The following is a 23,285-nucleotide window of genomic DNA, read 5'->3' on the forward strand; positions in this document are numbered from 1 at the left end:
GCATTCCCCGCCGCCAGGCCATGCCAGCGAAATTTGGCTTGATCACCGGGACAACATCACAGGGAGCGATTAAGGGCAACGACGTCCCTCGCACATTTCTTGGATGCTGAAACGATGCCAATCAGGCTGCCCAGAGCACCTGCGTCTCTTACGATGACGCGCCGTTTGTCATGGCTCACCGGCGTCTCTCGAGCGTCGTGATTGATTCTCACGGCGTACCTGCTTCTCTTGCCGCGGGGGTGTAATACCGGCCCAAGCTGATTGCCCAGCCCGGGTCCTGGCTTTCAGTCGAGGGCGTTCCGTCAGTGCGACCACGCAGGGTCAGAACGGTCTTTGGTTTGGACGGTGCCCCAAGTGCTGTTCGACCGACGATCCCTGCGGCAATTGCACTAAGTACTGTTCACGAAGGGTTGCCAGGACCTACGTCCAAGACGCAGGGCGTTCCACCTGTCGGCGACACTATCTGGACGCGGGCACCGCACCAGGTCGTGGTCAGGCGGTTCGCTGCAGTCTGCACTCATGGCTGTCGGAACCTGCGTCGGACTGCCCTCTCCGCAAACATCACACCGAGCACCACGACCCCATATAGAGCCGTGGCGAAACCACTGATCTGACTGGTCACAATGAGCACACCGAGGCCAACCATCAACACGCCCCAAAGGACCCGCAGGGCGAGCGCCCCGCGCTCGGCCGTCGTGCGCTTCATCCGGGCACCATCCCTTGACGTTGGATTGACTGAAGGATACGCCCGTGTCGTACCACGCGCACTGGACAGTGCAGCGGAGCCCCGTGAAACAGATCAAGCGTCCACGGTCCCGCGAGACGACCACCGGAGCACCGCCTGGACGCGCGCCATTCAACGACAATGATGTAGGTAATAACAACGTAGACATAGCCAGCGTCGGCACGTGGAAGGCGGCCCGGTCGGGACGCTGGCGGGCAGGCTGGAGGCCTGCCGGGTGCTGGACAAAATTGGCAGTGAGCGGGTTGGCATGTCCTGCCACCGGACCAACGTCCTTGAACGGGTGGGGGTGACCCCCACCCGGCATTCCTCACCGCCCGGGGGTCATAGCGGTTCGCATCGCGTACGGGTTCAGAAGCCATTAAATATGATTTATTTCCGCTTCCTGATTGCCGGGGCGAACGACGCCCCGGCAGCGTCCCGGCTCGGTCGTCCATCTACCGTCGGCCCACAAGGCCGACGGGTCAGGGAACCGCACCTGGCTCGGTCCGCGACACATAAAGTGTCGAGGACGGTTCAACACCCCGCATACGGGTTGCCCTTGGCGGGCAACCGTGACAAATCGAGCCGGCGGTGCCGTGGTCGCCTACGCGACCACACGGCCTTAATATCTTTCGAGTTATTGGTCCCGGGAAATATTGGCATCAGGGCGTATCCCGGCGCAGCGCCCTGATGCCGCAGGCACGGCCATACGGCTCGCAAGCCTTCCGGCTATGGCTCGCCGTATTTAGAGTGCGGTTTTCAGAACGGCGGCCGCTCGTCACCCCAAGGTGGTGCAATCCACGCTCCACCGTCGAGGTTGTCCCACCACGCAGTTTCCTCGGCCGTCCACACATGCCACCCGTCCAGAGGAATTCCCCATTGCACATCGTCCGCCGAATAGTCCGTCCCGGGAATAAGGAACGTGTGGACCGAGGTGGAGTTCCACCTTTGTTTGCTGACCAAAAGTCCCGCTTCCTGGGCCTTTTGCCAGTGTGTCGTAATCGTGGCTTCACGCCGCACCCCTGTGATAAGGCAAAGGGTCGCCCGGTCAACGACGGTATGGCGCCCGCCCGCCCTGTCGACCATGGCGCGCAGCGTGTTCTTTACCGGGGTCTTTAGTGCTGACTGATCGATTGCCTGGCTGTAAGCGTGCACCGTCCATGGCTCACCCATGAACTTCGCCGTCGCAAGGCGATCCAAATATAGGGACCGGATAGTCTGATCTGCCTCGTGGACTGGGGCTGTGGTGTGGAAGGACGTATCTGACAAGGAATCTCCAGTTGAGGGGTTGGCCTTCGGCGCAGGGGCCAACTGTGGCCGGGCCGGGGAGGAAGAGGGCATGCGCCATCACGGCGCGGAGGAAATAGTTAGGGAAATGCCGCCACCGAAGGCGGCTGAGGAAATCATCGGCGCCCGGGACCCAAGGCCGGTTTCCGGCTGTGATCCCAGCTACTGCAAAGGGGCCCGACATGATCCGGTCGGCTCATCCTGGCCGGAGGATGAACCTTCCAACCGACGTCATGGCAAGTGTCCGGCTCCACTCCCTGGTTTCGCTATCGCTTAGCAGCCCTGCCACGGGCGCATTCGTTGACACGCTATGGAGAAGGAGGGTCGCTGGTAACACCACCAGTACCGTTGTCAGAAATTCCCCGCACCGGGCCGTTGCGTGCCCTTTGGCGGGCGCATCGCGGCGGAGACCTTCCCGCCATTGCTGGCGAATGCGGACCGCAGCCAGGTCTGCGGCTCCGACGCCGCCTCGGCCGGAGGGTCGCGCCGGGCTTCATTCTTGGCCGGACCTGTAATCCTGTTGTCCGAGGCACAGCCCCCGAGGGCCGGAATGGTCTCGTTCTGCTCTACGTCCCGCTACGGTTCGACAGCGCGCCCCACGGGCGCATTTATTGACACTGCCAGGCGAGGACGGACACCGGGGGCCATGCACCAGTACCGTTGTCAGAAATTCCTCGCCCAGGGCCGCGGCTAACCCTTTTCGGAGCGGATCGAGGAGGAGAACTTGGCCCCGCGGCGCCGAGAGCAGGACCTCCATAACCCCGGCTTGTCGACCGGGAAGGTGTCGACGATCGGCTGGCACTTGTGACAGGGCGGCTTGATCTGCGAGAACCCGAGCCCCTGCTGGTGGCCAAAGGACGCCTGGGCCGCGCAGACGCGGCAGAGGCCCAAACGCTCGTAATGGCGTTTCGTGGTATCGAAGGTCTTGGCCTGCCAAAGCGTTTCAACAGGGTCTTGGGCGCGCCGGGACATGGAATCTTTCATAGTCACCTCGGGTTCTTGTCGTCGGGTTGGTGGTAATTGACACTGGGCAATGCAAAGGATCGGTGAGTTACGCGGAGCTTGCTCCGCCCTCCGGGCTGCGCTGCGCTCCGCTTCCCTTGGACCAGCCGAACCATTGATCCGGTTGCGGAGCGGTGCCACACGCCACTGATGGCCTTGCTCCAAGGCAAGGCCATCCCTTTCCTTGACCAGGCGATCGTTGGCCCGGGACGGTCCGGTCTGGTCCCGCGTTATTTTCCGCCCGGGTGAGGACCTGGCCCTCAAGGCAAGGTCAGGCGCAGTTCTACTGCGGCAGAACACCGCAACGGGGCCGATGGACCCGGCCTTTGTCGGTAATGGGATTTCGCCGCCCTTTAGGGGACGTCGAAACCGTGAGGTAGATCAATTGAGGTAGTCCCAATTGAGGTAGAACTACTTGAGGTAGTTCTCCCTAAGGTAGAAGCTGAGGTAGTTAGGCAGCGGTATTTCCGGGGTCCCGGGGTAGGAAACCCCGGTGTGGGGGTGGGGCGGCTGTCCAGGGGTACCCCCGGGGGCTTTTGCTGCCCGAGGGGCTAGTCTTTGCGGGCTACTTCATGCGGTCCTGCCGGGTGATGTCAGGGTCGCTCGTGAGGGCCGCCCGCTTCGCTCGTTCCTGCTCGACCCAGTCCCATATCGGCATTTCCGTCAGCGTGTCGGCGATTTGCGTGTTCGGCGGTTCTTCGACGACGGGAACGGTGATGGTGTAGATGATTGAGCTGTTGTGCTGTCGGTCTTTGCGCAGGTAGCCCTTTGCCTCGGCCACGCCCGTGTGCTTTGAAATGTAGGGTTCGGAGATCCCCGTGGCGATTGCGAGCGTTGCAACGGTCGGATAGGCAATACCGGTTTTGTTGTTGGCATAGGTGGCCAGGGCCCAGCAGACGGCCCTGACTCCGGTCGGCAAATCGGACTCCCGAATCGCTTTCGAATACTGCAACGGGCGCGAGGGCTGGTTCGGCACTACGCTCACAGTTCTCCCTCCGGAATAAGCAGCGACCACCCGTAGTTGCGGCCGAACCGGTCGTCGATGTTGCGGTCGATGTATCCCTCCAACCCGAGTTCTGACATGGTCTCGAACACCGCGAGATCCCGCCTGCTGCGCCCGAGCGCGGCATTGATCCGTTGCCAGTCGGTGAACGACACGCGGCCGACGCCAACCGACTGGGACATCACATTCGCCACTGCGAACGCGTCGGAAGGCAAACTGCCGTCGCTGTGGATCGTCTCGAGCCAGACGCCCAGGTAGGGGTTCATCGCGGCGAACGCGGAACTGTTGCCGCCGCCGTGCTCGGCAGTCGGCTGCTCGTCTGTTTGCGGCGCGGGAACGTCCTCAGATGACGACAGATCGGTCAAAAGGAACATAGATACCTCCATTTGGTGGGTCAGAAAGGGCATAAGTGTGGGCAGCGAGGGCCCGAGTGGGGGTGAATTTTCCGTGTCCGCGAACACGGTCGGCGAGCCTGGTCCCGGCCGAACGGTCGGCGCCCGGGAACGGCGAATTCCGCAAGCAGATTGACGGCATTGGGCGACCGGCCGGGCCGACGCCTTTCCTTTTGTCGGGTCAGCCGCCGGGCGGGAACTGGCCTTCAGGCTCGGTAACGGCCTGGGACAAGCCGCAGATCCGGATCGCCAGCATGGCTCCGGGACACACTCCCGCCGGAGTGAAGTCGCTGATGCCGCCCGACCTGCCAGCAGCGCCAGTGTTCACGACGACGCCCGTTGCTGGCGGGCCCAGTTCACAACGTCGTCAATCAAGTAGCGGCACTGAGATCCGAATTTGTGAAAGCGCGGTCCCGAAGCGCGGCCCGACTGGGCCAGCCACTTCTCGGAAACATTGAGGTACGCGGCCACCTGCTTCCTGGTCATGTAGGGCGACGCCGGCACCAACGCAAGTCCTGACGATGTCGAAGTGGAATTCCCTGCGGGGCGACCGTTCAATCCAGGTCCTCTCCTGTGCTCAAAGCACGGTTTAGTTGGCAATTAATCTGTTCAGCGAGAACAACCTAACACGGTTTATTTGGCATGTAAACAGTGTCCAGCACATATTTCTTGGCAGCCCCCTTGTGCTACAGTCGTCGCATGACGAACCCGGTACTTCCGCAGCTCGCCCCCGACGTTGAATATCTTGGCCGTCCAGACGGCCCCGACGAGAAGACCAACGACGACGGCGGCCTGGCCATTACCGTGCTGCAGGCGAGGTACAAGGTCCATGGACTGCACGTTGAGATCGGCTGGGTTGTGGGGCACCGGATGGGAAACTTTCGCGAGCCAAACCAGTTGAACATCGACTTTGATTCCATGGACTACGGGTGGACGCCAGATGGGGAACGCCGGACCAAAGCGTGGGACGGGATAACCACATCCTTATTGCGCGCCATCCCCATGGCGCATGCCCGTGCCCTGATGCGCGACCGGCACGAGCAGTTGTCCGTCATTGACGTTCGTCGGGACATCACGCCATTGCCGGCACGGGTCGATACGGACCGCGACTACGTTCACGTCGCCACGGCGTACGTCGCCCTGGGCGCCGTATCGGTCGAGCCGATCAAGCGGCTGTCGGAATGGTCGGGAGAGAGCATCGACACCTGGTCTGCGCGGCTGCGTCGTGCCCGGGCCAAAGGGATACTCGACGGCAAGGGCCGCAACGCGGATATAGCGCCCCGCTTCAAGAGTCTGTCGGAGGACATTTGGGCGGAGATGCGGGCGAGAAAGGGGCAGACCGGTGGCGATTAAGCGCCTCACAAGCGGAGTCAAACGCTGGGAAGCAGACTGGACGACAGCGGACAGTGTCCGCAAGCGGAAGCGGTTTGCCACGAAACGGGAGGCTGAAGATTTCCTGCAGCGAACAGTGTTGGCTATTCGCTCAGGAAGCTACATCGATCCGAAGATCGCCAGTCGGACGTCCGTCGGGAAGCTGTACGAGGACTGGATCGAAAGGGTGGCGACCGTCGGCGCTGCGGGCCGGAAACCGGCAAGTCCAAAGACCGTGGACAACTACCGGCGATTCTTCGAAAACTACGTAGCACCCCGCTGGGGGCACACCCCTCTGACGGCCGTGAGCTACGACGACACCGCGGATTGGATCGCGACCCTCGTGGGCCGGGACGGGCAGCCGGCGGGCATGACGACGCGCCGCGAAGTCGGACTGCTGTTCGGCAGGCTGATGGGATTCGCGGTGAAACGGCGCCTACTTGTCGCCAACCCCACGAAGGACCCGCTCGGGGGCACCGACTACATTCCCGGCCGCCAGAAGATGCGGGAGCACGTCTACCTGTCCATGCCGCAGCTCGTCTCCCTGGCCGTCGCTGCCGGTGAATACTCACTCTTCATCATGCTCGCCGGTACGGGCGGTCTGCGGTGGGGAGAGATCACGGCCCTCACCGCCGAAGACGTACGGCTCGGCGAACGGCCGACGGTATCCGTTTCGAAGGCCTACGTCGAAGTCGGCGGCAAACTGATTCTTGGGCCGACGAAAGGCGGGGACGACCGCGTCGTGCCTCTCCCCCGCCTTATCGCCGACCGTCTTGCCGCAGTCGTGGCGGAGCGGGCCCCCGGCGAACGACTGTTCAGCGGAAGCCGCGGCTCAGCGTTGAGGAACAACACGTGGACCCGCCGCCACTACAGCCCCGCGATTGCCGCCGTCGCGGCGACAGACCCCACCTTCCCACGCCCCACCTTCCACGACCTCCGGCACACCGCCGTGAGTCTCGCCATCAGTGCCGGCGTCAACGTCAAAGTAGTGCAAAGGATCGCCGGCCATGCCTCGGCAACAATGACACTGGACACCTATGCCGGTCTTTTCGACGACGACCTGCACGACAGCGCCGACCGCCTGAACCGCACGCTGACCGTCCTTGGCTGGAACTAAGATGTCATTTTCTCGTCACCTTGTCCCGCTCTTTGCCTTAGAACTCTGGGATAATCACTCTCACTCGTAATGAGAAGGTCGCCAGTTCGATTCTGGCAGGAAGCTCGGGAAGAACCCCGTATCTCCGCTGATTCAGCAGGGATACGGGGTTTTTTGTTGGTTGCGGCGAGATGGACGTATGAGGCCCTGGTAAACGAATCCCCGCACTCTGTTCTGCGCGCGGGGATTCTAGGCGAGCGTCTCACCTGGCCCGGGCGCTGTGACTTCAAGGTGAGGGAATAGGGCCCCGGTGTTCCGATCGTGTAGCACCAAACTAGAGTCTGTGAGACTCAGGAACCAGTCAGAGCGGCGTACCGCAATCCCGAGTCCCGCAGTTCCGAGACCGAGGCGACCGGGTAGCCTGCACCGGCCAGCTCTGACAGCAGTCCGCTCATTCGTTGCGAAGCCCTGCCTCCCCGCGGCGCGGACGGGTCGTCCCCGAAACCATTGTCAGCTGGCGTGGCTCGCCAGGACCCGTTCAGTGACGGATGGTAGTCGCGCCTGCCCTTCAGGCGGAGATCCGTAAGTTCCGTCAGCCCCGTGAGGGCGGACAGATCGCCGTCGACCACCCGCGTAGTTCCGTAAGCATGCAGCGTCTTCAGGTGGCGGAGGTTGGCAAGCGGGGCGAATGATGCAATATCGCCGGACTCAGCGATGTTCAGGTAGGTCAGCCCGGTGAGGAGGCCGATCTCATCGAGGGTGGACACACCACGGCATGATTGCAGAGCCAGTCTCCGCAGCGTCTTAGGCGCAGAGGCAGAGCCGAGGTCTGTCACATCTTTCAGCAGGGGGGCACCAAAGATTCCGAGCTCCTCCAATGAGGCGAACGCGTCAACCCCGTTCAGGGACTCGAGGCGTGGACGGTCCTTCATTCTGATCGTGGTCAGGTTGCGGTTGCTTGCGAGTGGCAGGAGGTCCCGTGGCGTGTAGGAGCCTGCGTAGAGGTACTCCAGTGTGGTGCAAGTCGCGGTCGGACGCCGGCGGCCCGCTGGTGGATCGGCGGGGACGTCTTGTGGTTCGTGCCGAGCAGAAGGTCGCCAGTTCGATTCTGGCAGGAAGCTCGAGAAGAACCCCTATTTCCGCTGATTCAGCGGAAATAGGGGTTCTTTGCTGTGAAGCGTAGAAGCCGGTGTCAGCGCCGCGCGGTCACCAGCAGGTCCCCCACCTGACAGTCCAGCGCTTCGCAGATTGCCGTCAGCGTGGAGAACCTGATCGCCTTCGCCCGGTCGTTTTTGAGCACCGACAGGTTCACCAGACTCACCCCGACCTGCTTACTCAGCTCCGTCAGGGTCATACCCCGAGCCCCCAGAAGTTCGTCGAGGCGGCAGTGAATATCAGTGGAGTCGTCTGCCGGCATCAGACCAGGCCATCCGTGTCCTGCTGAAGGCGGCGGCCGAACTGGAAGACACCGGCGACGAGCACCAGGACCAGGCCCAGCAACACCGGAGCGAGGTTGAAGTCAGCCGAGAAGCTGTAGGCCTCCCCCGGGGTGCGGGCGTTGGCACCGATCAGTTCTGCCAGCCGGCTGCGTGCAATGGAGTCAAGAATCTGCCCCACGGTCCCGAACACGGTCAGGGCGGCGCCGCAGGCACCGACGATCCATGCGGATCCGGAAGTGAACAGAGTCTCACTCCGGAGCCGGCGGGCCAGCAGGAACACCAAAACAAGGAGAGCCAGGAAGCCGATCTGGTTCAGCGAATCGGCCCATGCCAAAAGCTCTCCGGGACCTGACGGAAGAGTCGGAAGAGTGGCTTCCATGGCCGTAAAGTGTCCGGTCACCCCCGGCAGGAGGCCCGTGGCGGCATGATTCGCCGTGGCCACCGGAAGCACCAGCGTCACTGGACCGCTGGTGTAGCCGATGATGCCGGCAACAGTCGTCACTGTCGTCAGCACAGCAACGGCCGCCGATGCGATCATGAACACGACTGCGTCCGCTCTGGATACGACCTTCTTCCCGCCGTTGTCCGGCCGGGTGTCATTTTTCGTCAGTTTCATCGTTCCCCCCAAGGCATATCGACATTCGTTAATAACGATAGTCGATAAACTACCCGCTGATCCTCCGGTGGTCCAGCCGGATTCTCCGGGCTGGCGGGCCGCTGCCCGGACTAGTCTTCGTGCGGGTCAGTGCGGTCTGGCTCGGCGTTATCCTCGGATTCTCTGTACCGGATTTCGGCGACCTTTTTCCGGGCGTCTTCCCGAACGTCGGAGAATCTGATGACAGGCCAGTCGTAGTTTGCAATCAAGTCCGTGAGGCGCGCGATGATGAGGCTCCCTTCGAGCGGGTCATCGATGTAGGCCAAGGTGACTGGAACGGCCCGCCCCATGTCGGCGATGACTTCCCCCTGACCGGGAGTGGCGAAATCCGGCCGGCCGGTTGTTGTGGTCAGAAATGTCCGCTCTTCAGCGTTGAGATAGGCGATCCTGTCGATCCGTGTGACGTTGAGGGCGTCGGTGGATGTCTGAAGAATGCGCATGGTCCATGCCTTTCTCGCTTCTGCTGTCAGGCTACTCCGGTGCCGTCCTCCTCGGGAGCCGCCGGCGCAAGGACTCATGTCTGCCACGGCGGACAACGGGCTGGCAGGTGGCTGGCGGAGAAACCGACCAGATCGCCAGTTCGAGAAGAACCCCCGGAAATCAATGATTTCCGGGGGTTCCGTCGTAGTCCTCGGCGCGTACCGGATCCTGGTCCCAGTTTCCGCCCGCTCACTTCGGTCAGGCACTGGCCCCAGGGGTGAAGTAATTGTGGACGTCCAGATACTTCACCGTAGGCGGCGCGGGGATACCGACTTCAGCAGAGAACGGGCCGATCTGGTCCTTCGCAAAGGCGTCGTAGAGCTCCTTCGTCTCCCATAGGTCGGTAACGAGGATCCCGTCGTCGGTGGCGGCCACCCAGTGGCCGAGGGCGCCAACCGGCGCGGGCCCTCCGGGCGTAAGGCCCATCTTGCCGATGACTTGGTCGTATTGCTCCAGCGTGGCACCGGCAAATTCCATGATGACTGCGACGGCCATTGTCTTCTCCTCACAGGCGGCAGGCCGCAAGGCAACGGCCTGCGATTGGTTTGATACGGCACGGTCTACGCCCGAGCCGGGCAGTCGTCAATACGTCGCGGAGTGAGGTCAACGTGAGTCCCGCGGACCACCGTCAGTACCGCCATAGCCCTGTTACTGGGGTGAGCTCATGGTTGTGAAATTCAATCCGTCATTGTGGGTCCCCCGGCCCGCACAGTGCGGATCGGCTGTCAAAAAGTACCAAGCCGCAGGCAAGAAAAAGCCACTTTGGTCAAAATTTCCTTCCGCGCCTCGACCCGGCCACAAGGACCTGACCTGCGTATTGTCTTTTTCCAGGCCGTCCGCCAGCCTTAGTGAATGGAACGGCCCGGGCGCAGGCTGCCAGCCCGCCAGCAGGAATTCCCGCCGCCGCGGCCCGGAGGCCAACCCGACAATCGGCTGCGCCGGCTATGGGGCCCGGTTGTCGGATTCGGCCTGGTCAGCCTCGCCACTGACATGGTGTCCGACGGCGCCCGCCCCCTGGGAGGTCCCCTACTCGCCCAGCTCGGCGCGTCCGCGCTATTCGTCGGTCTCGTGACCGGCGCCGCGGAGGCCGCGTCCCAGGGACTCCGGCTGGTATTCGGCCCCTGGGCGGACCGCACCGGGAAGTACTGGACCTTCACGATGGCCGGGTATGCCCTCACGGCGCTGTGCGTACCGCTGCTGGCGTTGACGCCCCTCGCCGGGACCGCCGGACTGGTCCTGGCGGCCGTGCTCATCATCGGGGACAGGGTTGGCAAGGCTGTCCGCAGCCCGGCGAAAACCGTGCTGCTCGCCGCCGCCGTCCAGCCGGTTGGCCGGGGCCGCGGCTTCGCCGTCCACAAATCACTCGACTTGGCCGGGGCGCTCCTGGGCCCGTTGCTCGTTTCGGCGGTCCTGGTTGCCACCGGCTCGCTGCCGGCAGCCTTTGCGGTGCTCGTCATTCCGGCGGTGGCGGCGCTGGCGATTCTCGTTTGGTTGCGTCGCCGGGTCCAGGAACCCGGCGCGGACACGCCAGCGCCCGACGCCGACCCCGTCGTCTTCCCGGGGCCGGAGGCCGCGCCCGCGGCGACGCCGCGCGGTTCGCACTCCGGCACGGCGCCAGCCCAAGGGAAGGCTGCCGGCCGGCCGCCGTCGGCGATTTCCGGCCCCTTCATCCTGTTTGCCGCTGCCGCATTCTTTTGGAGCGCCGGGCTCGTGGCGTTCGGCGTTATCTCCTACCATCTGACGGCCGCCGTGGCCGTGCCCGTCCCGGTGGTCCCCTTGCTCTACGCCGGCGCCATGGGCGCCGCCGCCATCGGGGCCCTCGCCAGTGGCGTCATTTACGATCGCGCCGGGGCGGCCGTGCTCCTGGCGCTGCCCGTGCTGATTGCAGGGGTGCCAGTACTGGCCCTGGCGCCGAGCGCCGGGCTCGTTCTGGCCGGCGTCCTGGTCTGGGGCACCGCCATGGGTATCCAGGACTCCACGGTCAAGGCGTTGGTCGCAGATCTGGTGCCCCAGCCCCGGCAGGGCACGGCATACGGGGTGTTCGCGGCGTTCGAGGGGGCCGGAGCATTGGTCGGCGGGGCCTTGTACGGGTCACTCTACAGCGCGCGGCCGGCGCTCATCATTACCGTTGCCGCCCTCCAGGCAACGGCCCTGGTCCTTCTGGTCGTAACGCTGCGCAGGGCCCGGCACCCGTCACCGGCTCACGGGCCCGCCGATGGGCGGACTTAGCGCGCCCAGACGGACGCCGCGCCCGAATGTCCCGTGATGATGCTCTGGTAGATGAAGAAGGCGCCTGTCACGACGCCGGCGATCAGGAGCGCCACTCGGACGCTCCTGATGTCTCGAAGTCCACCGAGGAACGCCAGCCTCCGGCCGAAGGGTTCATACGTGACCACCAGCATCGCCGCGACCAGGACGAAAAAGATCACGGAAACCACCTTGAGCACATCGCCCTGCTGGGCGTGCTCGTGAATCAGGGCCGACGCCGGGCGTGCCTTCTCCAGCTGCTCGCCTGCCTGCGCCGTCAGCAGAGTCACCGGAACCAGCCCCAACGACAACACGCCCAGGGGCCACGCCAGGTAGGTCCGCCAGCGCGGTGCCGCGGCATAGACAATGGCGCCCAGACCTGCAATCGGCGCGAGCACCACCACGGCGTGGACGAGCAGGATGTGGGCCGGCAGCCCGCCAATTTCGATCAAGTGAACACTCCTCCGCAACCTGGCGCCGCCTGCTCTCATGACGGTGCCACGAGCTGGGCTTTCGTGGCGGGGCCGGACTCCTATGATTCTTGCATGGGAACGCGGGAACTCGAGGGCATTGCCGGGCCGCTGTATGCACTGCCGTACGGCGAGTTCGTGGCGGCAAGAACGGCCGCGGCCAAAGACGTCGCCGCCGTTGGCCTCACCGCGGCCGAGCAGCGCGCCCTGGCAGCCGAAGTCCGGGCCCTGCCCAAACCGTCGGTGGCGGCGTGGGCAGTGAACATGCTGGCGGCGCACAGCCCCGAAATCCTGCGGGAGCTGGCTGGGCTGGGAACCTCGATGCAGGCCGCGCAGGACGCCCTGGATGCAGCCGACCTCCGCCGCCTCGCGCAGCAGCGGCGCCAGCTTCTCGCCGGCGCGGTAAAGGCAGCACACGCCCTGGCCGCCCAGCACGGACGGGCCATCAGCGCCGGCGTGGCGACGGAGGTGGAGCAGACCCTGCGTGCCGCCACCGCCGACCCGGGGGCCGCGGCTGCCGTGCAAAGCGGCTGTCTGCTCCGGACACTCTCGGCGGACGGGGTCGACGTCGTCGATCTCGCCGGCGCCGTTGCTGTCCCGGGGAGCCAGGTGGCGGCCGCACTGGGTACCGGAGCCGCGCGCGGAACGGCCGGCGGCGGGGCGCCCGGGGYCCGTGGGAGCGAACCGGCGGCCCGGGCCGCGCACCGCGGCGAGGCTGCCGGTGGAAAGTCACCGGAACAACCCCGCCTCCGGGCCGTCGGGAAAGCACATGTGGCGCCCACGCCGTCGGCTGTGGAACGGGCGCGGACCGGCCTGGAAGCGGCCGAAGAGGCCGCCGCGGAGGCCGCCGGGGACGCACGCCGCGCGGCCGCGGAGCTGGCGGAGGCGATGGCGGAAAGCACTCGGCTGGCCGATGAGGCGCGCGATCTCAGGCGGCGTCTGGACGTAGTTGAAGCCGAGCTCAAGGGAGCACGGAAGCGTCACGAGCAGGCGGCGGCCCTTGCGCAGCAGACGGCACGGGCCGCGGACCGGCAGCGCCGTAAGGAAGTCCTGGCTCGGGAGCGGGTGCTGCGGCTCGGCAACACGCCGGAGGGGTGAAGTCTTCCTGTCGGAGGTCGGTTGCACACTGGAATCATGGAGAACAACCAGAATTTCCAACAGAGGTTCCAGCCGGGTTTCAACGGCGCACAGGATGGCGCACTGTATTTCGAGGTCACCTACCTGGACACCGACTGCGGCCGGATCCGTTCCGAGAGCTTCGATGACGCTGCCGCCGCGGACCGCTTCGCCAGCCGGTGCGTGGCGGGCGAGGACGGCTGGGCCGTCGTCGATGCCATCCCGGCGAAAGAGCGCCGGGCCGCCGCCTGACTCCGGAGCGGCGTCTATTTCGGAGGCTTCACGGTCCCGGCGGGTGTCACGGTACCGGCAGGCGGGGCCGCGGGAACGGGCGCGGCCGCGGGAATGAGCCTGAGCGCAGGAAGGGCCTCCACCCTGTGCGGGGTGGAGGCCCTGTGCGAACGTCAGCTGGCTGCCGGCGTCGTGGGACTGTTGCTTAGGCGAAGTCGGAGACAGCCGGATCCGGGCCGATCCGGCCGGCGTCTTCGGCGGAACGGTCCAGTCCGTTGATGGCCTGGAGGTCGGTCTCGTCGAGGGTGACGTCCAGGGCCGCGTAGTTCTCGCGGATCCGGGACTCGGTGACCGACTTCGGGATGACCACGTTGCCGATGGCCAGGTGCCACGCGATGACAACCTGGGCCGGGGTGGCGCCGTGCTTGGCGGCAATCTCGGAGATGACAGGGCTCTCGAGCAGCTCCCCGCCCTGGCCCAGCGGCGACCAGGCCTGGGTGAGGATGCCCTTGGACGCGTTGAATTCGCGCAGTTCGGCCTGGCTGAAGAACGGGTGCAGCTCGACCTGGTTGATGGCCGGAACCACGCCGGTCTCATCGATCAGGCGCTGCAGGCCCTCCTTGGTGAAGTTGGAGACGCCAATCGTCTTCACCCGGCCCTGCTTCTGGAGTTCGATGAGGGCTTTCCAGGTGTCGACGTATTTGTCCTGCTTGGGCTGCATCCAGTGGATCAGGTACAGGTCCAGGGTCTCCAGGCCCAGCCGCTGCATGGACTCCTCGAACGCCTTCAGGGTGGACTCGTAGCCCTGGTCCGCGTTCCACAGTTTGGTGGTGATGAAAATTTCCTCGGGCTTGAGGCCGGAGCGCTCAATGGCGCGGCCCACGCCTGCTTCGTTGCCGTAGATCTTTGCCGTGTCGATGTGGCGGAAGCCGGCCTCGAACGCCTGCACAACCACCTTTTCGGCCACGTCATCTTCAACCTGCCACACCCCGTAGCCAAGCTGGGGGATGGTGTTGCCGTCATTGAAAGTCAGTTCCGGTGAAAAAGTCATATAAGTATCCTGCCAACATCGGCGCCCTCCGGCCAGTGTCAGGGGCGAAGCTAAGCTAGGCGCGTAACCGGGAATACCCGGGAATACAGGGAATCAGGAACCCCGGCAAAGCGGAGCTTCGCCGTCGCCGCGCGCTCTTGCGGGGAACGACTCAGGTCGACGTGGGGGCGTTGCCGTCAGCCTCCGCAAGCCGCCGCTCGGCGTCGTGCACCTGTTCCAGCACGGAATCGGCGCGCCTCCGCACCGACGCGGCACCGGCCGGGACCGGCCCCACGGCGAGCCGGAGCATCGCGGCCGCCTCAGCGGTCATGGCGAGCGAATTGCCGGCCGTCGACAAGGCCCGGTGAACGCCTGCCAGCGGTCCCGGGATATCTAGGCCGTTGCTCGGAAAGCGCCGCTGGGCCTCCACGCAGACCCGCCGCACCCGGGGCGCGAGCGCGGAGAGCTGGTTGGCGATGTCGACGAGTTCGCCGTACAACGCCTCGTCCTCTACCCCCTCAAGGACCTGGTGGTAGCGGTCAAGTCCGCGGTTGAACCGGTCATGGGCGCGCCGCCAGAGGCCTTTGCCGAGTTCGGCGTCGTCCCTGCGGCCTTGCCGTGCTGCGCTGAAGAGGCCCAAAGTCGCGCTAAAGGTACTGGCCCGGACCGTGGTCCGCGGGTTCGGGCGGCTCGGGGGGAACCGCGCCGGGACGGGGCGCCGCGGCCCGGACGGGTTCTCCGTTTTCCCCGATGATGACGCCCGGCGCGATCACTGTTCCGGGCGGCAGCTGGCGCAGCTGCATCTGGGCGTACGTGTGCTCCCTGGCGGCGTGCTGCGCCGCGATGGCCGTCTGGATACCGTGGAAGAGTCCCTCGAGCCAGCCGACCAGCTGGGCCTGGGCTATCCTCAGTTCCGCGTCGGAGGGGGTGGCGTTCTCCGGAAAGGGAAGGTTGATCCGTTCGAGCTCCTCAACAAGCTCCGGAGCCAGGCCGTCCTCGAGTTCTTTGATGGAACGGTCGTGGATTTCAGCCAGCCGGACGCGTGCCGCGTCGTCCAGGGGCGCGGACTTCACCTCGTCCAGCAACTGCTTGACCATCGTGCCGATCCGCATGACCTTCGCGGGTTGGTCCACGAGGTCCTGAAGTTCGCTTCCCCGGGGCGGCCTGGGCCCGGAACCGGGTCCACCGGCGTGGCCGGCCGTGACCGGTGGTGCCAAGGGCGTACCGGGCAGGGTGTCGTCCAGGGGCGTGCCTTCGACGGGCACGTCGTCGGCAGTTTGGGCGCCGGACTGAGTGTCGTGCTGATCGCTCATGGCTTCATACTCTCACGCGCCGGGCGACGCGGACCCGGCGTCCGCCGGAAGCGGAGGGGGCGGCGTCGGACACTCTCGTGCCCGGCACCGCCCCTCCCCCGGCCCCTGCCGGACAGCTGCTCAGCAGCGCCCGCTCAGCAACACCGACCCTGCGGACTGGTGTCCTGCCGGTCGGTCCGGTCACGCCAAAACTCCCGCTCAGTCAGGGGAGGGCTGGTGTGTCCAGAGGCCTCATGGTGCTCCCGGTACTTCTTGTAGGCATCGGCGCCCAGCACTGCGCCGAGGTACCCGGCAACCCCGCGGAACCCGGCAAGTACCGCGTTCACGTCCGGGCTCCGCATCAGTGGTGCCCGGACTTTTCGAGCCGCTCTACGGCCGGGTGCTGGTTCCACTCGGTCACTAGGTCGCGCTCCGCCGCCGTGGGAACAAACCCTGCCGGAGCGAAGACACGGGAGGCCCGGGCGGGGTCTTCGTTCTCGGCGTTGGGAAGCCCCGCGGCCGTGTTCCGCAGGGCCTTGATGGTTGCCATCACTGCGGTGACGATGACGATGATACTCAGCACCACGAAGATGATCGACAGCCATCCCTGGATCATGGTGTTGCGGACCACGGCCTCCATGGCGGCCTGGGTCTTGGCGGTTCCGAAGGAGGTCTTGCCGTCCGCAAGAGCCTTGGCGAAGGCTGCATTGTTGGCGAAGTAGCCCACCGCCGGAACGGGCGAGAAGATCTTGTAGAAGCTCGCCGTGATGGTCACGACGGCGGCAAACGCCAGCGGCGCCGCCACGATCCACAGGTACTTCAAGGCCGTGCGCTTGGCGGCAATGGCCAGACAGACCGAGAGGGCTATGGCGGCCAGCAACTGGTTGGCGATGCCGAACAGCGGGAACAGGGTGTTGATGCCGCCCAGCGGGTCGGTGACGCCCATCAGCAGGACCGCGCCCCAGGCGGCCACCATGATGGCAGTGCAGAGCCAGGCACCCGGGCGCCAGGAGTGTTCCTTGAACTTCGGGACGAAGTTGCCGATCGAGTCCTGCAGCATGAACCGGGCAACGCGGGTGCCGGCGTCGACCGCCGTGAGGATGAAGAGGGCCTCGAACATGATGGCGAAGTGGTACCAGAACGCCATCATCGCGGTGCCGCCGATGAACTGCTGCATGATGTGGGCAAGGCCGACGGCGAGGGTGGGGGCGCCGCCCGAGCGGGACACGATGCTTTGCTCCCCCACGTCCTTGGCCGTCTGTGCGAGATCGCCGGCCGTGATGTTGACGCCGGACAGGCCCAGGCCGTTGACCCACGCGGCCGCGGTCTCGACGGTCCCGCCGGTCAGCGCCACGGGGGCGTTCATGGCGAAGTAGATGCCGCGGTCAATGGAGATGGCCGCCACAAGGGCCATGATTGCCACGAAGGATTCCATGAGCATGCCGCCGTAGCCGATCAGGCGCGTCTGGCGTTCCTTCTCGATCAGTTTCGGTGTGGTGCCGGAGGCGATCAGGGCGTGGAACCCGGACAGCGCGCCGCAGGCGATCGTGACGAACAGGAACGGAAACACGGCGCCGGAGAAGACCGGACCGTTGTCGCGGCCGGCATACTCGCTGAACGCCGGCACCGTGATCTCGGGGCGGACCACGATGATGGCCAGGGCCAGCATCACGATCACGCCGATCTTCATGAAGGTGGAGAGGTAGTCGCGGGGGGCCAGGAGGAGCCAGACGGGGAGGATGGCTGCGATGAAGCCGTAGATGATGAGGCCCCACGCGATGGTGACCTTGTCCAGGTGGAAGAACGCGGCACCCCATTCGGTGCCTGCCACGGCACCGCCGCCGATAATGGCGGCCATGAGCAGCACAAATCCGATCAGGGAGACCTCCATGACCTTGCCCGGCCGGATGAAGCGCAGGTACACGCCCATGAAGAGGGCGATCGGGATGGTCATGCCGACCGAGAAGACGCCCCACGGGCTTTCGCCCAGGGCGTTGACGACCACCAGGGCAAGGATGGCGACGATGATCACCATGATCAGCAGGGTCGCGACGAGGGCGGCGGTACCGCCGATCACGCCGAGTTCCTCGCGGGCCATCTGTCCCAGCGAACGGCCGCCGCGGCGCATGGAAAAGAACAGGACGAGATAGTCCTGGACGGCGCCGGCAAGGACGACGCCGATGATGATCCAGATCGTGCCGGGCAGGTAACCCATCTGTGCCGCGATGACCGGGCCCACCAGGGGGCCGGCGCCGGCGATGGCGGCGAAGTGGTGGCCGAACAGGACGTTGCGGTCCGTGCGGACGTAGTCCTTGCCGTCTGCCTTGTATTCGGCCGGGGTGGCGCGGCGGTCGTTGGGCTTGAGCAGGTAGCGCTCAATGACCTTGGAGTAGAAGCGGTAGCCGATCAGGTACGTGCAGACCGACGCGAACACAAACCAGATGGCGTTGACGGTCTCGCCGCGGATGATTGCGAGCATGAACCAGGCGACGCCGCCCAGCAGCGCTATGGCCGCCCACAGCGCGATCTTGGCGCGCGTCCAGGTGCGTTCCGCGGAGTCGCGGACGGACTCATCCACCGATGTCGGCGGGAGGGACGGATCTGGAACGATCCCGTCCTCGAGTTGTGCGGTGGCGTGCATGCTGCTGTTTGTGCTTTCGCGTTGTGTGCCCTCTGGCATTGTGCCCATGTCTCCTCCTCGAGAATCCCAGCTGGGCAGTCCACCGGTGCAGAACTGCCCCCCGCACCCTACCAATGCGGCCGCGCCCTGGCGGCGCTCCTGCGCCGGGCGGCGTGGTTCGCGCGACGAGCGGTCGGCCGAGCTACCCCTAGAGGTTGCTGAGCTGCATGAGGCGGGCCTCGCAGAGGTCCAGCCAGCGCACTTCGGCTTCGGTCTGGAAGATGAGGGAGTCCAGCACCAGGAGCCTGGCGGTGTCGGCCGGGCGCTGGAGCGCGGCTGTGTCGCGGCGGGACTTGGTGTACTCCTGCAGCGCCCGGATCGACACGGCCCGCTGGGCCTGGATGATGGCGCCGACGTCGGTCCCGGGAATCGTGAGGCCGAGCGCGAGCTTGATGGCCAGTTCATTCCGGGGCGGATTCGCGCGGGAAACCGGGGCCGCGAACCAGCCACTGACTTCTGTCCGGCCGGCCGGGGTGATGGTGTACATGACGTGCCCGTCGCCGTCGCCGCCGTCGTTGCGGACCAGCCCGTCGCGATCCAGCCGGTCAAGGGTGGTGTACACCTGCCCGATGTTCAGCGGCCAGGAGGAACCGGTGCGGTCCTCGAATTCGGTCCTGAGCTGGTAGCCGTAGCGCGGGCGGTCCTGCAAGAGGGCGAGGAGACTGTGGCGGATAGACATGGCGCTCCCGGAGGTCACGAAACCACACAGCATACACGCGCCCCAAGACGCGTGTATACCGCGTATGGACCTACGCTATCGTCTTTGCCGCTCGTACCGCAAAACAACGCATGCTCCGGACGGAATAAGTTGCTCCCGACCTGCGGTTTAAGGTGGCCGGCGCCCGGCTACATGACCAGCAGGATCTTGCCGACGTGGTCGCCGGAATCGAAGTACGTGTGCGCGGCGGCGACCTGGGCCAACGGGAACGTCTTGGCCACGAGGGGCCTGATCCTGCCGTCGGTCAGCATCGGCCACACGGCGTCGCGGACGGCGTTCATGATCACGGCCTTTTCCTCGACCGGGCGGGGACGCAGCGCCGTAGCGATGATGGCGGCCCGCTTCCGCAGCAACTGTCCCAGGTCCAGTTCCGCCCTGGCACCGCCCTGCAGCCCGATCACCACGAGGCGTCCGTAGTCGGCCAGCGCATCGATGTTCTGCTCGAGGTACTTGGCCCCGACGACGTCGAGGATGACATCCGCGCCTTTGCCGCCGTTCTGTGCGCGCAGGCTCGCCGGGAAGTCTTCCTCCGCGTAGTTGATGGCGATGTCCGCCCCGAGGAAGGCCTTGGCGGTGCCGACCTTTTCCGCGTTGCCTGCCGTCGTGGCCACCCGGGCGCCAACAGCCTTGGCCAGCTGGATGGCCATGGTGCCGATCCCGCCCGTGGCCCCATGGATGAGGACAGTTTCGCCCGGCTGCAGCTGCGCCGTCATGATCAGGTTGGAATAGACCGTCGCCGCGACCTCAGGCAACGATGCCGCCGTGACCAGATCCACGCCGTCGGGGATCCTCAGGACCTGCCCGGCAGGAACGGCCACCTGCTGGGCATAACCGCCGCCTGCGAGCAGCGCCACCACCTTGTCCCCCACGGAAAATGCCTTGGTCACGCCCGGGCCGAACCCTGCAATCCGGCCGGAGACCTCCAGCCCGGGGATCTCGGAGGCGCCCGGGGGCGGCGGGTAGAACCCTTTGCGCTGTTGGACGTCGGCACGGTTAAGGCCMGCGGCGACGACGTCGATCAGCACCTCGCCGGGGCCAGCCACGGGGGCCTGCACGTCGCGGACTTCCAGGACCTCGGGACCGCCGGCCTCTGAGATATAGACAGCCTTCATGGAGTACTCCCGATTCCTAACTGGCTCCGCGCACGTTCGCCGCGATCGCCAGGTCCGATCAACATCACTCCCCAGAATATGGCGGGGAGCTGCACCCGTCCGCAAGCGCACGGTGTTTTTGGTTTTTGTGGCAGCCGACTGCCTATGAAAGACTACTCGTTAGGGAAGGTTGTCCGAGCGGCCGATGGAGCTGGTCTTGAAAACCAGTGTGCGGTGACCCCGTACCAAGAGTTCGAATCTCTTACCTTCCGCGGACAATGCCCCCGCCTCCTGCAGTTCATGCCGGAAGCGGGGGCATTTTTGCGCTGTGGCCGCGGCCGTTGCGGGCGGACTCGCGGTGCGGCCGTTGTGGCCGTTGCGGGGGCGGACTCGAGGCGGACGCAGCCTGGCGGGCAGATCAGGGCGGTTCCATCCCCGGCATTCGCCCTGATCTGCCCTGCAGCGGTCTATCGGCTGCCCTTGGCCAGGAGCACGGAGCCAGGAGCAGGGAGCCAGGAGAACGTCAGCCGGACCACCCCTGCGCCCGCAGCGCCTGGCGCACACGCACCAGCACCCACGCCTCACCGGTCGTGACATCTACGTTGTTGAGCACAAGTTGCCGCCACCCTGCGCTCATGGTGCGTTCGGCGCGAATGGCGTCCGCCTGCCGCTGGGCCGGCGTCAGGTGGTGTCCGCCGTCGTACTCAACCGCCAGCCTGTACTCCGGGCACCCCAGATCCGCCCACAGAGGCATCCCCTGCGCGTCGATCAGGACGACATCCGGCTCGAAGGGCGGCAGCCCGGAACGGCCGAAGAGGAGGCGCAGCCGGGTCTCGGGCGCCGAATCGACGCCCGCCCGCACCAGGGCGAGCGCCTTCCGAAGCAGCGGAAGACCGGCCACGCAGCGTTGGCGCGCCAGGTAGCCCCTGAGCTCCGCCAAGGGAAGCTGTGCGGTCGCCGCATGCTGCCAGCGGGGATGCTCGCACACCAGACCGTCGGCAATGACCACGAGATCCTCCAGTGTCAGGTGGCCGGTTCCGGCCAGATCGAGCAGCGTGCGGGCCTCGCTCGTCACGGGTACTCCTGCACGCTGCACGATGTCCCCCGGGTCCAGGGCCGCCCGGTGGCCGATCACTCCCTTTCGGCGGGGTGCGGAGGACCCATTGCGGGTCAAATGCAGGAGACGGGCCGACGGCGGAAGGCTGGATCCTGACGGAAGGGGCATACGGAAGGCGTGAATCTGGGCCGCGGAATAGAAACTTACGACGTCCGGCGGGCCGAGCTGCGTGTAGGGCCGCGCACGGGCAAGCAGGGACTGCCCTTGGTTTGCTGGGACCCTGATGCCGCGGCTGGGCACATGGAGGTCCTGGGCCTTGATGCGTCCCGGCGGCAGGCCGTGGAGACGCGCCTCGCCGATCGTGAACGAAGCTGTCGACAGTGCGGGAGGCAGGGGTTTGGCCGTCGCCATTGGACCATTAGGCCACACATGGAGGCAGCGTGCTCCGGGTTATCCACAGGCGCGGCCCACCACGGGCGCCCGCATGGTACACGTTCTCCTGGCGGGCAGATCAGGGCGGATCCGGGCCAGGCATTCGCCCTGATCTGCCCGCCAGAGGCAGTTCTCAGTGCCCGCCAGAGGCAGCTCCCCTAGCCGGGCCCATTGAAACTGTCGGTGCCCCGTCATAGTCTCTCTGTGTTTCCACCACCCAGTCTTACCAGCCAGTCTCCACCCCATCCGAGTCCGGCGCCCGCACAACGACGCCCGGGCCGCCACAGAGAGCAGGAGCCCTCATGCCTACACCCGACCACTCCAACGGCGCACCGTGCTGGATCGACCTCATGACATCCGATGCCGAGAAGGCAAAGTCGTTCTACGGCGCGCTGTTCGGCTGGACGTACCAGACCGGCGACGAAGAAAAATACGGCGGCTACATCACTGCCTGGAAGGACGGCAAGTCCGTGGCCGGCCTCATGCAGAAGCAGGCGGATCAGGCCGCCTGGCCGGACATGTGGTCCACGTACCTGCGCTCGGAGGATGCCGCCGCCACTGTCAAGGCCGCGACGGAGCACGGCGGCCAGGTCTACATGCCGCCCATGGACGTCCCCGAGCAGGGCAGCATGGCCATGATCGCCGACGCCACCGGCGCGTCGGTCGGCGTATGGCAGCCGGCTGAAATGAAGGGCTATGAGCTGGCGGCGGAGCCCGGTGCCCCGGCCTGGCACGAGCTCCACACCAAGGACTACGCCGCCGCCGTCAAGTTCTATCAGGACGTGTTCGGCTGGGACACGGACGTCATGTCCGACACCCCGGAATTCCGCTACACCACACTGGGCGCAGGCCGGGCGGCCAAGGCCGGGATCATGGACGCCTCGGCCTACCTCCCCGCCGAGGTCCCGTCCAACTGGCAGGTCTACTTCGCCGTTGCGGACACCGACGCCACGATCGCACAGGCCCTCTCCCTGGGCGCCACGGTGATCGACGGCCCGGACGACACCCCGTTCGGCCGGCTCGCCACGCTGGCCGACCCCACCGGTGCCATGTTCAAGATCGTGGCTGACACCGGACAAGGCGATCAGCCCGCCACGGACGCCTAGCCGAGGGGTCCAGAGGGCCTCTCCCACCCAATTACAAAAATTGTTGTAAGAAATACCGGCCAGTCCCTTCCCCAAGGGCTACTGGCCGGTATTCTTCTGTGGAGCGTCCGGTGGAGGCACCCGAACACCGCTCACCTGCAACACCAGTCACCATTGCCCGGGGCTTTCGAGCCGCTCCGGGCAGGCTGCGGCACGTCTCGCTGGGGGACGTCCCGCCGAATGCACGTTTAATCCATACGTTGTTCATTCACCCCTGTTTGGATGGGCCCGGCACGACTTGACCAGGAGTTCAGGCCGGCCACTGTCCGCTGCACCCTGCGGACGCACTGCACCCTGCCCTTTACCCGGGGCACCCTAATGAGAGTT

24 protein-coding genes and 1 tRNA gene are annotated in these 23,285 nt (G+C 65.6%); 7 read left to right on the top strand and 18 right to left on the bottom strand.

Going from position 1 to position 23,285, the window contains the following annotated elements; genetic code table 11:
- Positions 1-1,483: 1,483 nt before the first annotated feature.
- The 4 genes from AC1D2F_RS14055 to AC1D2F_RS14070 form a co-directional block, all read right to left on the bottom strand.
- The gene (locus AC1D2F_RS14055; RefSeq protein WP_476966978.1) at positions 1,484-1,897 is read right to left on the bottom strand and encodes a hypothetical protein; all 414 of its coding nucleotides are present in this window, start codon (positions 1,895-1,897) and stop codon (positions 1,484-1,486) included.
- Between the two features lie 804 nt (positions 1,898-2,701).
- Positions 2,702-3,001, bottom strand: a complete 300-nt coding sequence (locus AC1D2F_RS14060) for a hypothetical protein (protein WP_476966979.1) — start codon at positions 2,999-3,001, stop codon at positions 2,702-2,704.
- Positions 3,002-3,578: 577 nt separating this feature from the next.
- Positions 3,579-3,998, bottom strand: coding sequence for a helix-turn-helix domain-containing protein (locus AC1D2F_RS14065; protein WP_476966980.1), 420 nt, complete (start codon positions 3,996-3,998; stop codon positions 3,579-3,581).
- Positions 3,995-4,390: a hypothetical protein gene (locus tag AC1D2F_RS14070; protein WP_476966981.1), complete on the bottom strand. Its 396-nt coding sequence runs from the start codon at positions 4,388-4,390 to the stop codon at positions 3,995-3,997. Before AC1D2F_RS14070 ends, AC1D2F_RS14065 begins: the two co-directional genes overlap by 4 nt.
- 717 nt (positions 4,391-5,107) lie before the next feature.
- Here AC1D2F_RS14070 and AC1D2F_RS14075 point away from each other — a divergent pair.
- Both AC1D2F_RS14075 and AC1D2F_RS14080 read left to right on the top strand, forming a co-directional pair.
- Positions 5,108-5,761, top strand: coding sequence for a hypothetical protein (locus tag AC1D2F_RS14075; RefSeq protein WP_476966982.1), 654 nt, complete (start codon positions 5,108-5,110; stop codon positions 5,759-5,761).
- A 118-nt stretch (positions 5,762-5,879) separates the two neighbouring features.
- Entirely contained in the window at positions 5,880-6,896 is a 1,017-nt protein-coding gene (locus AC1D2F_RS14080) for a tyrosine-type recombinase/integrase (RefSeq protein ID WP_476966983.1), read from the top strand.
- Positions 6,897-7,225: 329 nt separating this feature from the next.
- Here the strand turns inward: AC1D2F_RS14080 and AC1D2F_RS14085 are convergent, their stop codons facing one another.
- The 5 genes from AC1D2F_RS14085 to AC1D2F_RS14105 form a co-directional block, all read right to left on the bottom strand.
- On the bottom strand, positions 7,226-7,642 hold the full coding sequence (locus AC1D2F_RS14085) for a leucine-rich repeat domain-containing protein (RefSeq protein ID WP_364748178.1): 417 nt from the start codon (positions 7,640-7,642) through the stop codon (positions 7,226-7,228).
- 425 nt (positions 7,643-8,067) lie between these two features.
- Positions 8,068-8,292 (bottom strand): helix-turn-helix domain-containing protein, encoded by a 225-nt coding sequence (locus AC1D2F_RS14090; RefSeq protein WP_364748180.1) that lies wholly within the window; start codon positions 8,290-8,292, stop codon positions 8,068-8,070.
- Positions 8,292-8,930 carry a hypothetical protein gene (locus AC1D2F_RS14095; protein WP_364748183.1) on the bottom strand — a complete coding sequence of 213 codons (639 nt, stop codon included), beginning with the start codon at positions 8,928-8,930 and terminating at the stop codon, positions 8,292-8,294. The genes AC1D2F_RS14090 and AC1D2F_RS14095 overlap by 1 nt, the downstream gene beginning before the upstream one ends.
- Before the next feature lie 110 nt (positions 8,931-9,040).
- Positions 9,041-9,409 carry a hypothetical protein gene (locus AC1D2F_RS14100; RefSeq protein WP_229992751.1) on the bottom strand — a complete coding sequence of 123 codons (369 nt, stop codon included), beginning with the start codon at positions 9,407-9,409 and terminating at the stop codon, positions 9,041-9,043.
- 238 nt (positions 9,410-9,647) lie between these two features.
- On the bottom strand, positions 9,648-9,944 hold the full coding sequence (locus AC1D2F_RS14105; RefSeq protein ID WP_229992750.1) for a hypothetical protein: 297 nt from the start codon (positions 9,942-9,944) through the stop codon (positions 9,648-9,650).
- Between the two features lie 357 nt (positions 9,945-10,301).
- On the opposite strand from AC1D2F_RS14105, the gene AC1D2F_RS14110 reads away from it, so the two are divergent.
- Positions 10,302-11,678 carry an MFS transporter gene (locus AC1D2F_RS14110; protein ID WP_364748186.1) on the top strand — a complete coding sequence of 459 codons (1,377 nt, stop codon included), beginning with the start codon at positions 10,302-10,304 and terminating at the stop codon, positions 11,676-11,678.
- On the opposite strand, the gene AC1D2F_RS14115 is transcribed toward AC1D2F_RS14110, so the two are convergent.
- Positions 11,675-12,148, bottom strand: coding sequence for a DUF2231 domain-containing protein (locus AC1D2F_RS14115; RefSeq protein ID WP_229992748.1), 474 nt, complete (start codon positions 12,146-12,148; stop codon positions 11,675-11,677). The genes AC1D2F_RS14110 and AC1D2F_RS14115 overlap by 4 nt on opposite strands.
- Positions 12,149-12,241: 93 nt before the next feature.
- Here AC1D2F_RS14115 and AC1D2F_RS14120 point away from each other — a divergent pair, with 93 nt between their 5' ends.
- Together AC1D2F_RS14120 and AC1D2F_RS14125 are read left to right on the top strand one after the other, a co-directional pair.
- Positions 12,242-13,264: a hypothetical protein gene (locus AC1D2F_RS14120; protein WP_476966984.1), complete on the top strand. Its 1,023-nt coding sequence runs from the start codon at positions 12,242-12,244 to the stop codon at positions 13,262-13,264.
- 36 nt (positions 13,265-13,300) lie between these two features.
- Complete coding sequence (locus AC1D2F_RS14125; protein ID WP_364748192.1) at positions 13,301-13,534, top strand: hypothetical protein; 234 nt, start codon at positions 13,301-13,303, stop codon at positions 13,532-13,534.
- A gap of 184 nt (positions 13,535-13,718) precedes the next feature.
- On the opposite strand, the gene AC1D2F_RS14130 is transcribed toward AC1D2F_RS14125, so the two are convergent.
- From AC1D2F_RS14130 to AC1D2F_RS14160, 7 genes are all read right to left on the bottom strand, one after another.
- Entirely contained in the window at positions 13,719-14,564 is an 846-nt protein-coding gene (locus AC1D2F_RS14130) for an aldo/keto reductase (RefSeq protein ID WP_476966985.1), read from the bottom strand.
- A gap of 151 nt (positions 14,565-14,715) precedes the next feature.
- Positions 14,716-15,183 (bottom strand): hypothetical protein, encoded by a 468-nt coding sequence (locus tag AC1D2F_RS14135; RefSeq protein WP_476966986.1) that lies wholly within the window; start codon positions 15,181-15,183, stop codon positions 14,716-14,718.
- Between the two features lie 7 nt (positions 15,184-15,190).
- Positions 15,191-15,856, bottom strand: coding sequence for a bacterial proteasome activator family protein (locus tag AC1D2F_RS14140; protein ID WP_476966987.1), 666 nt, complete (start codon positions 15,854-15,856; stop codon positions 15,191-15,193).
- 134 nt (positions 15,857-15,990) lie between these two features.
- A complete protein-coding gene (locus tag AC1D2F_RS14145; RefSeq protein ID WP_364748202.1) occupies positions 15,991-16,197 on the bottom strand; it encodes a YbdD/YjiX family protein in 207 nt (68 codons plus the stop codon).
- Positions 16,197-18,524 carry a carbon starvation CstA family protein gene (locus AC1D2F_RS14150; RefSeq protein ID WP_476966988.1) on the bottom strand — a complete coding sequence of 776 codons (2,328 nt, stop codon included), beginning with the start codon at positions 18,522-18,524 and terminating at the stop codon, positions 16,197-16,199. Before AC1D2F_RS14150 ends, AC1D2F_RS14145 begins: the two co-directional genes overlap by 1 nt.
- Before the next feature lie 139 nt (positions 18,525-18,663).
- On the bottom strand, positions 18,664-19,194 hold the full coding sequence (locus tag AC1D2F_RS14155) for a PadR family transcriptional regulator (protein WP_476966989.1): 531 nt from the start codon (positions 19,192-19,194) through the stop codon (positions 18,664-18,666).
- A gap of 167 nt (positions 19,195-19,361) precedes the next feature.
- The gene (locus tag AC1D2F_RS14160; protein WP_476966990.1) at positions 19,362-20,345 is read right to left on the bottom strand and encodes an NAD(P)H-quinone oxidoreductase; all 984 of its coding nucleotides are present in this window, start codon (positions 20,343-20,345) and stop codon (positions 19,362-19,364) included.
- A gap of 163 nt (positions 20,346-20,508) precedes the next feature.
- Between AC1D2F_RS14160 and AC1D2F_RS14165 the strand changes: the two genes are divergently transcribed.
- Positions 20,509-20,596 (top strand) — tRNA-Ser (locus tag AC1D2F_RS14165).
- Between the two features lie 251 nt (positions 20,597-20,847).
- Here AC1D2F_RS14165 and AC1D2F_RS14170 read toward each other — a convergent pair.
- Entirely contained in the window at positions 20,848-21,792 is a 945-nt protein-coding gene (locus AC1D2F_RS14170) for an endonuclease domain-containing protein (RefSeq protein ID WP_364748210.1), read from the bottom strand.
- A 323-nt stretch (positions 21,793-22,115) separates the two neighbouring features.
- On the opposite strand from AC1D2F_RS14170, the gene AC1D2F_RS14175 reads away from it, so the two are divergent.
- Complete coding sequence (locus AC1D2F_RS14175) at positions 22,116-22,919, top strand: VOC family protein (RefSeq protein ID WP_364748212.1); 804 nt, start codon at positions 22,116-22,118, stop codon at positions 22,917-22,919.
- Positions 22,920-23,285 lie beyond the last annotated feature (366 nt).

Source organism: Arthrobacter sp. P1_B3 (assembly GCF_056406615.1).

Coding starts and splice junctions, on each gene's coding strand:
- AC1D2F_RS14055 (WP_476966978.1), bottom strand. CDS start 1,897: ATGGGTGAGCCATGGACGGTGCACGCTTACAGCCAGGCAATCGATCAG.
- AC1D2F_RS14070 (WP_476966981.1), bottom strand. CDS start 4,390: ATGTTCCTTTTGACCGATCTGTCGTCATCTGAGGACGTTCCCGCGCCG.
- AC1D2F_RS14075 (WP_476966982.1), top strand. CDS start 5,108: ATGACGAACCCGGTACTTCCGCAGCTCGCCCCCGACGTTGAATATCTT.
- AC1D2F_RS14090 (WP_364748180.1), bottom strand. CDS start 8,292: ATGCCGGCAGACGACTCCACTGATATTCACTGCCGCCTCGACGAACTT.
- AC1D2F_RS14095 (WP_364748183.1), bottom strand. CDS start 8,930: ATGAAACTGACGAAAAATGACACCCGGCCGGACAACGGCGGGAAGAAG.
- AC1D2F_RS14100 (WP_229992751.1), bottom strand. CDS start 9,409: ATGCGCATTCTTCAGACATCCACCGACGCCCTCAACGTCACACGGATC.
- AC1D2F_RS14105 (WP_229992750.1), bottom strand. CDS start 9,944: ATGGCCGTCGCAGTCATCATGGAATTTGCCGGTGCCACGCTGGAGCAA.
- AC1D2F_RS14110 (WP_364748186.1), top strand. CDS start 10,302: ATGGAACGGCCCGGGCGCAGGCTGCCAGCCCGCCAGCAGGAATTCCCG.
- AC1D2F_RS14125 (WP_364748192.1), top strand. CDS start 13,301: ATGGAGAACAACCAGAATTTCCAACAGAGGTTCCAGCCGGGTTTCAAC.
- AC1D2F_RS14130 (WP_476966985.1), bottom strand. CDS start 14,564: ATGACTTTTTCACCGGAACTGACTTTCAATGACGGCAACACCATCCCC.
- AC1D2F_RS14140 (WP_476966987.1), bottom strand. CDS start 15,856: ATGAGCGATCAGCACGACACTCAGTCCGGCGCCCAAACTGCCGACGAC.
- AC1D2F_RS14145 (WP_364748202.1), bottom strand. CDS start 16,197: ATGCGGAGCCCGGACGTGAACGCGGTACTTGCCGGGTTCCGCGGGGTT.
- AC1D2F_RS14150 (WP_476966988.1), bottom strand. CDS start 18,524: ATGGGCACAATGCCAGAGGGCACACAACGCGAAAGCACAAACAGCAGC.
- AC1D2F_RS14155 (WP_476966989.1), bottom strand. CDS start 19,194: ATGTCTATCCGCCACAGTCTCCTCGCCCTCTTGCAGGACCGCCCGCGC.
- AC1D2F_RS14170 (WP_364748210.1), bottom strand. CDS start 21,792: ATGGCGACGGCCAAACCCCTGCCTCCCGCACTGTCGACAGCTTCGTTC.
- AC1D2F_RS14175 (WP_364748212.1), top strand. CDS start 22,116: ATGCCTACACCCGACCACTCCAACGGCGCACCGTGCTGGATCGACCTC.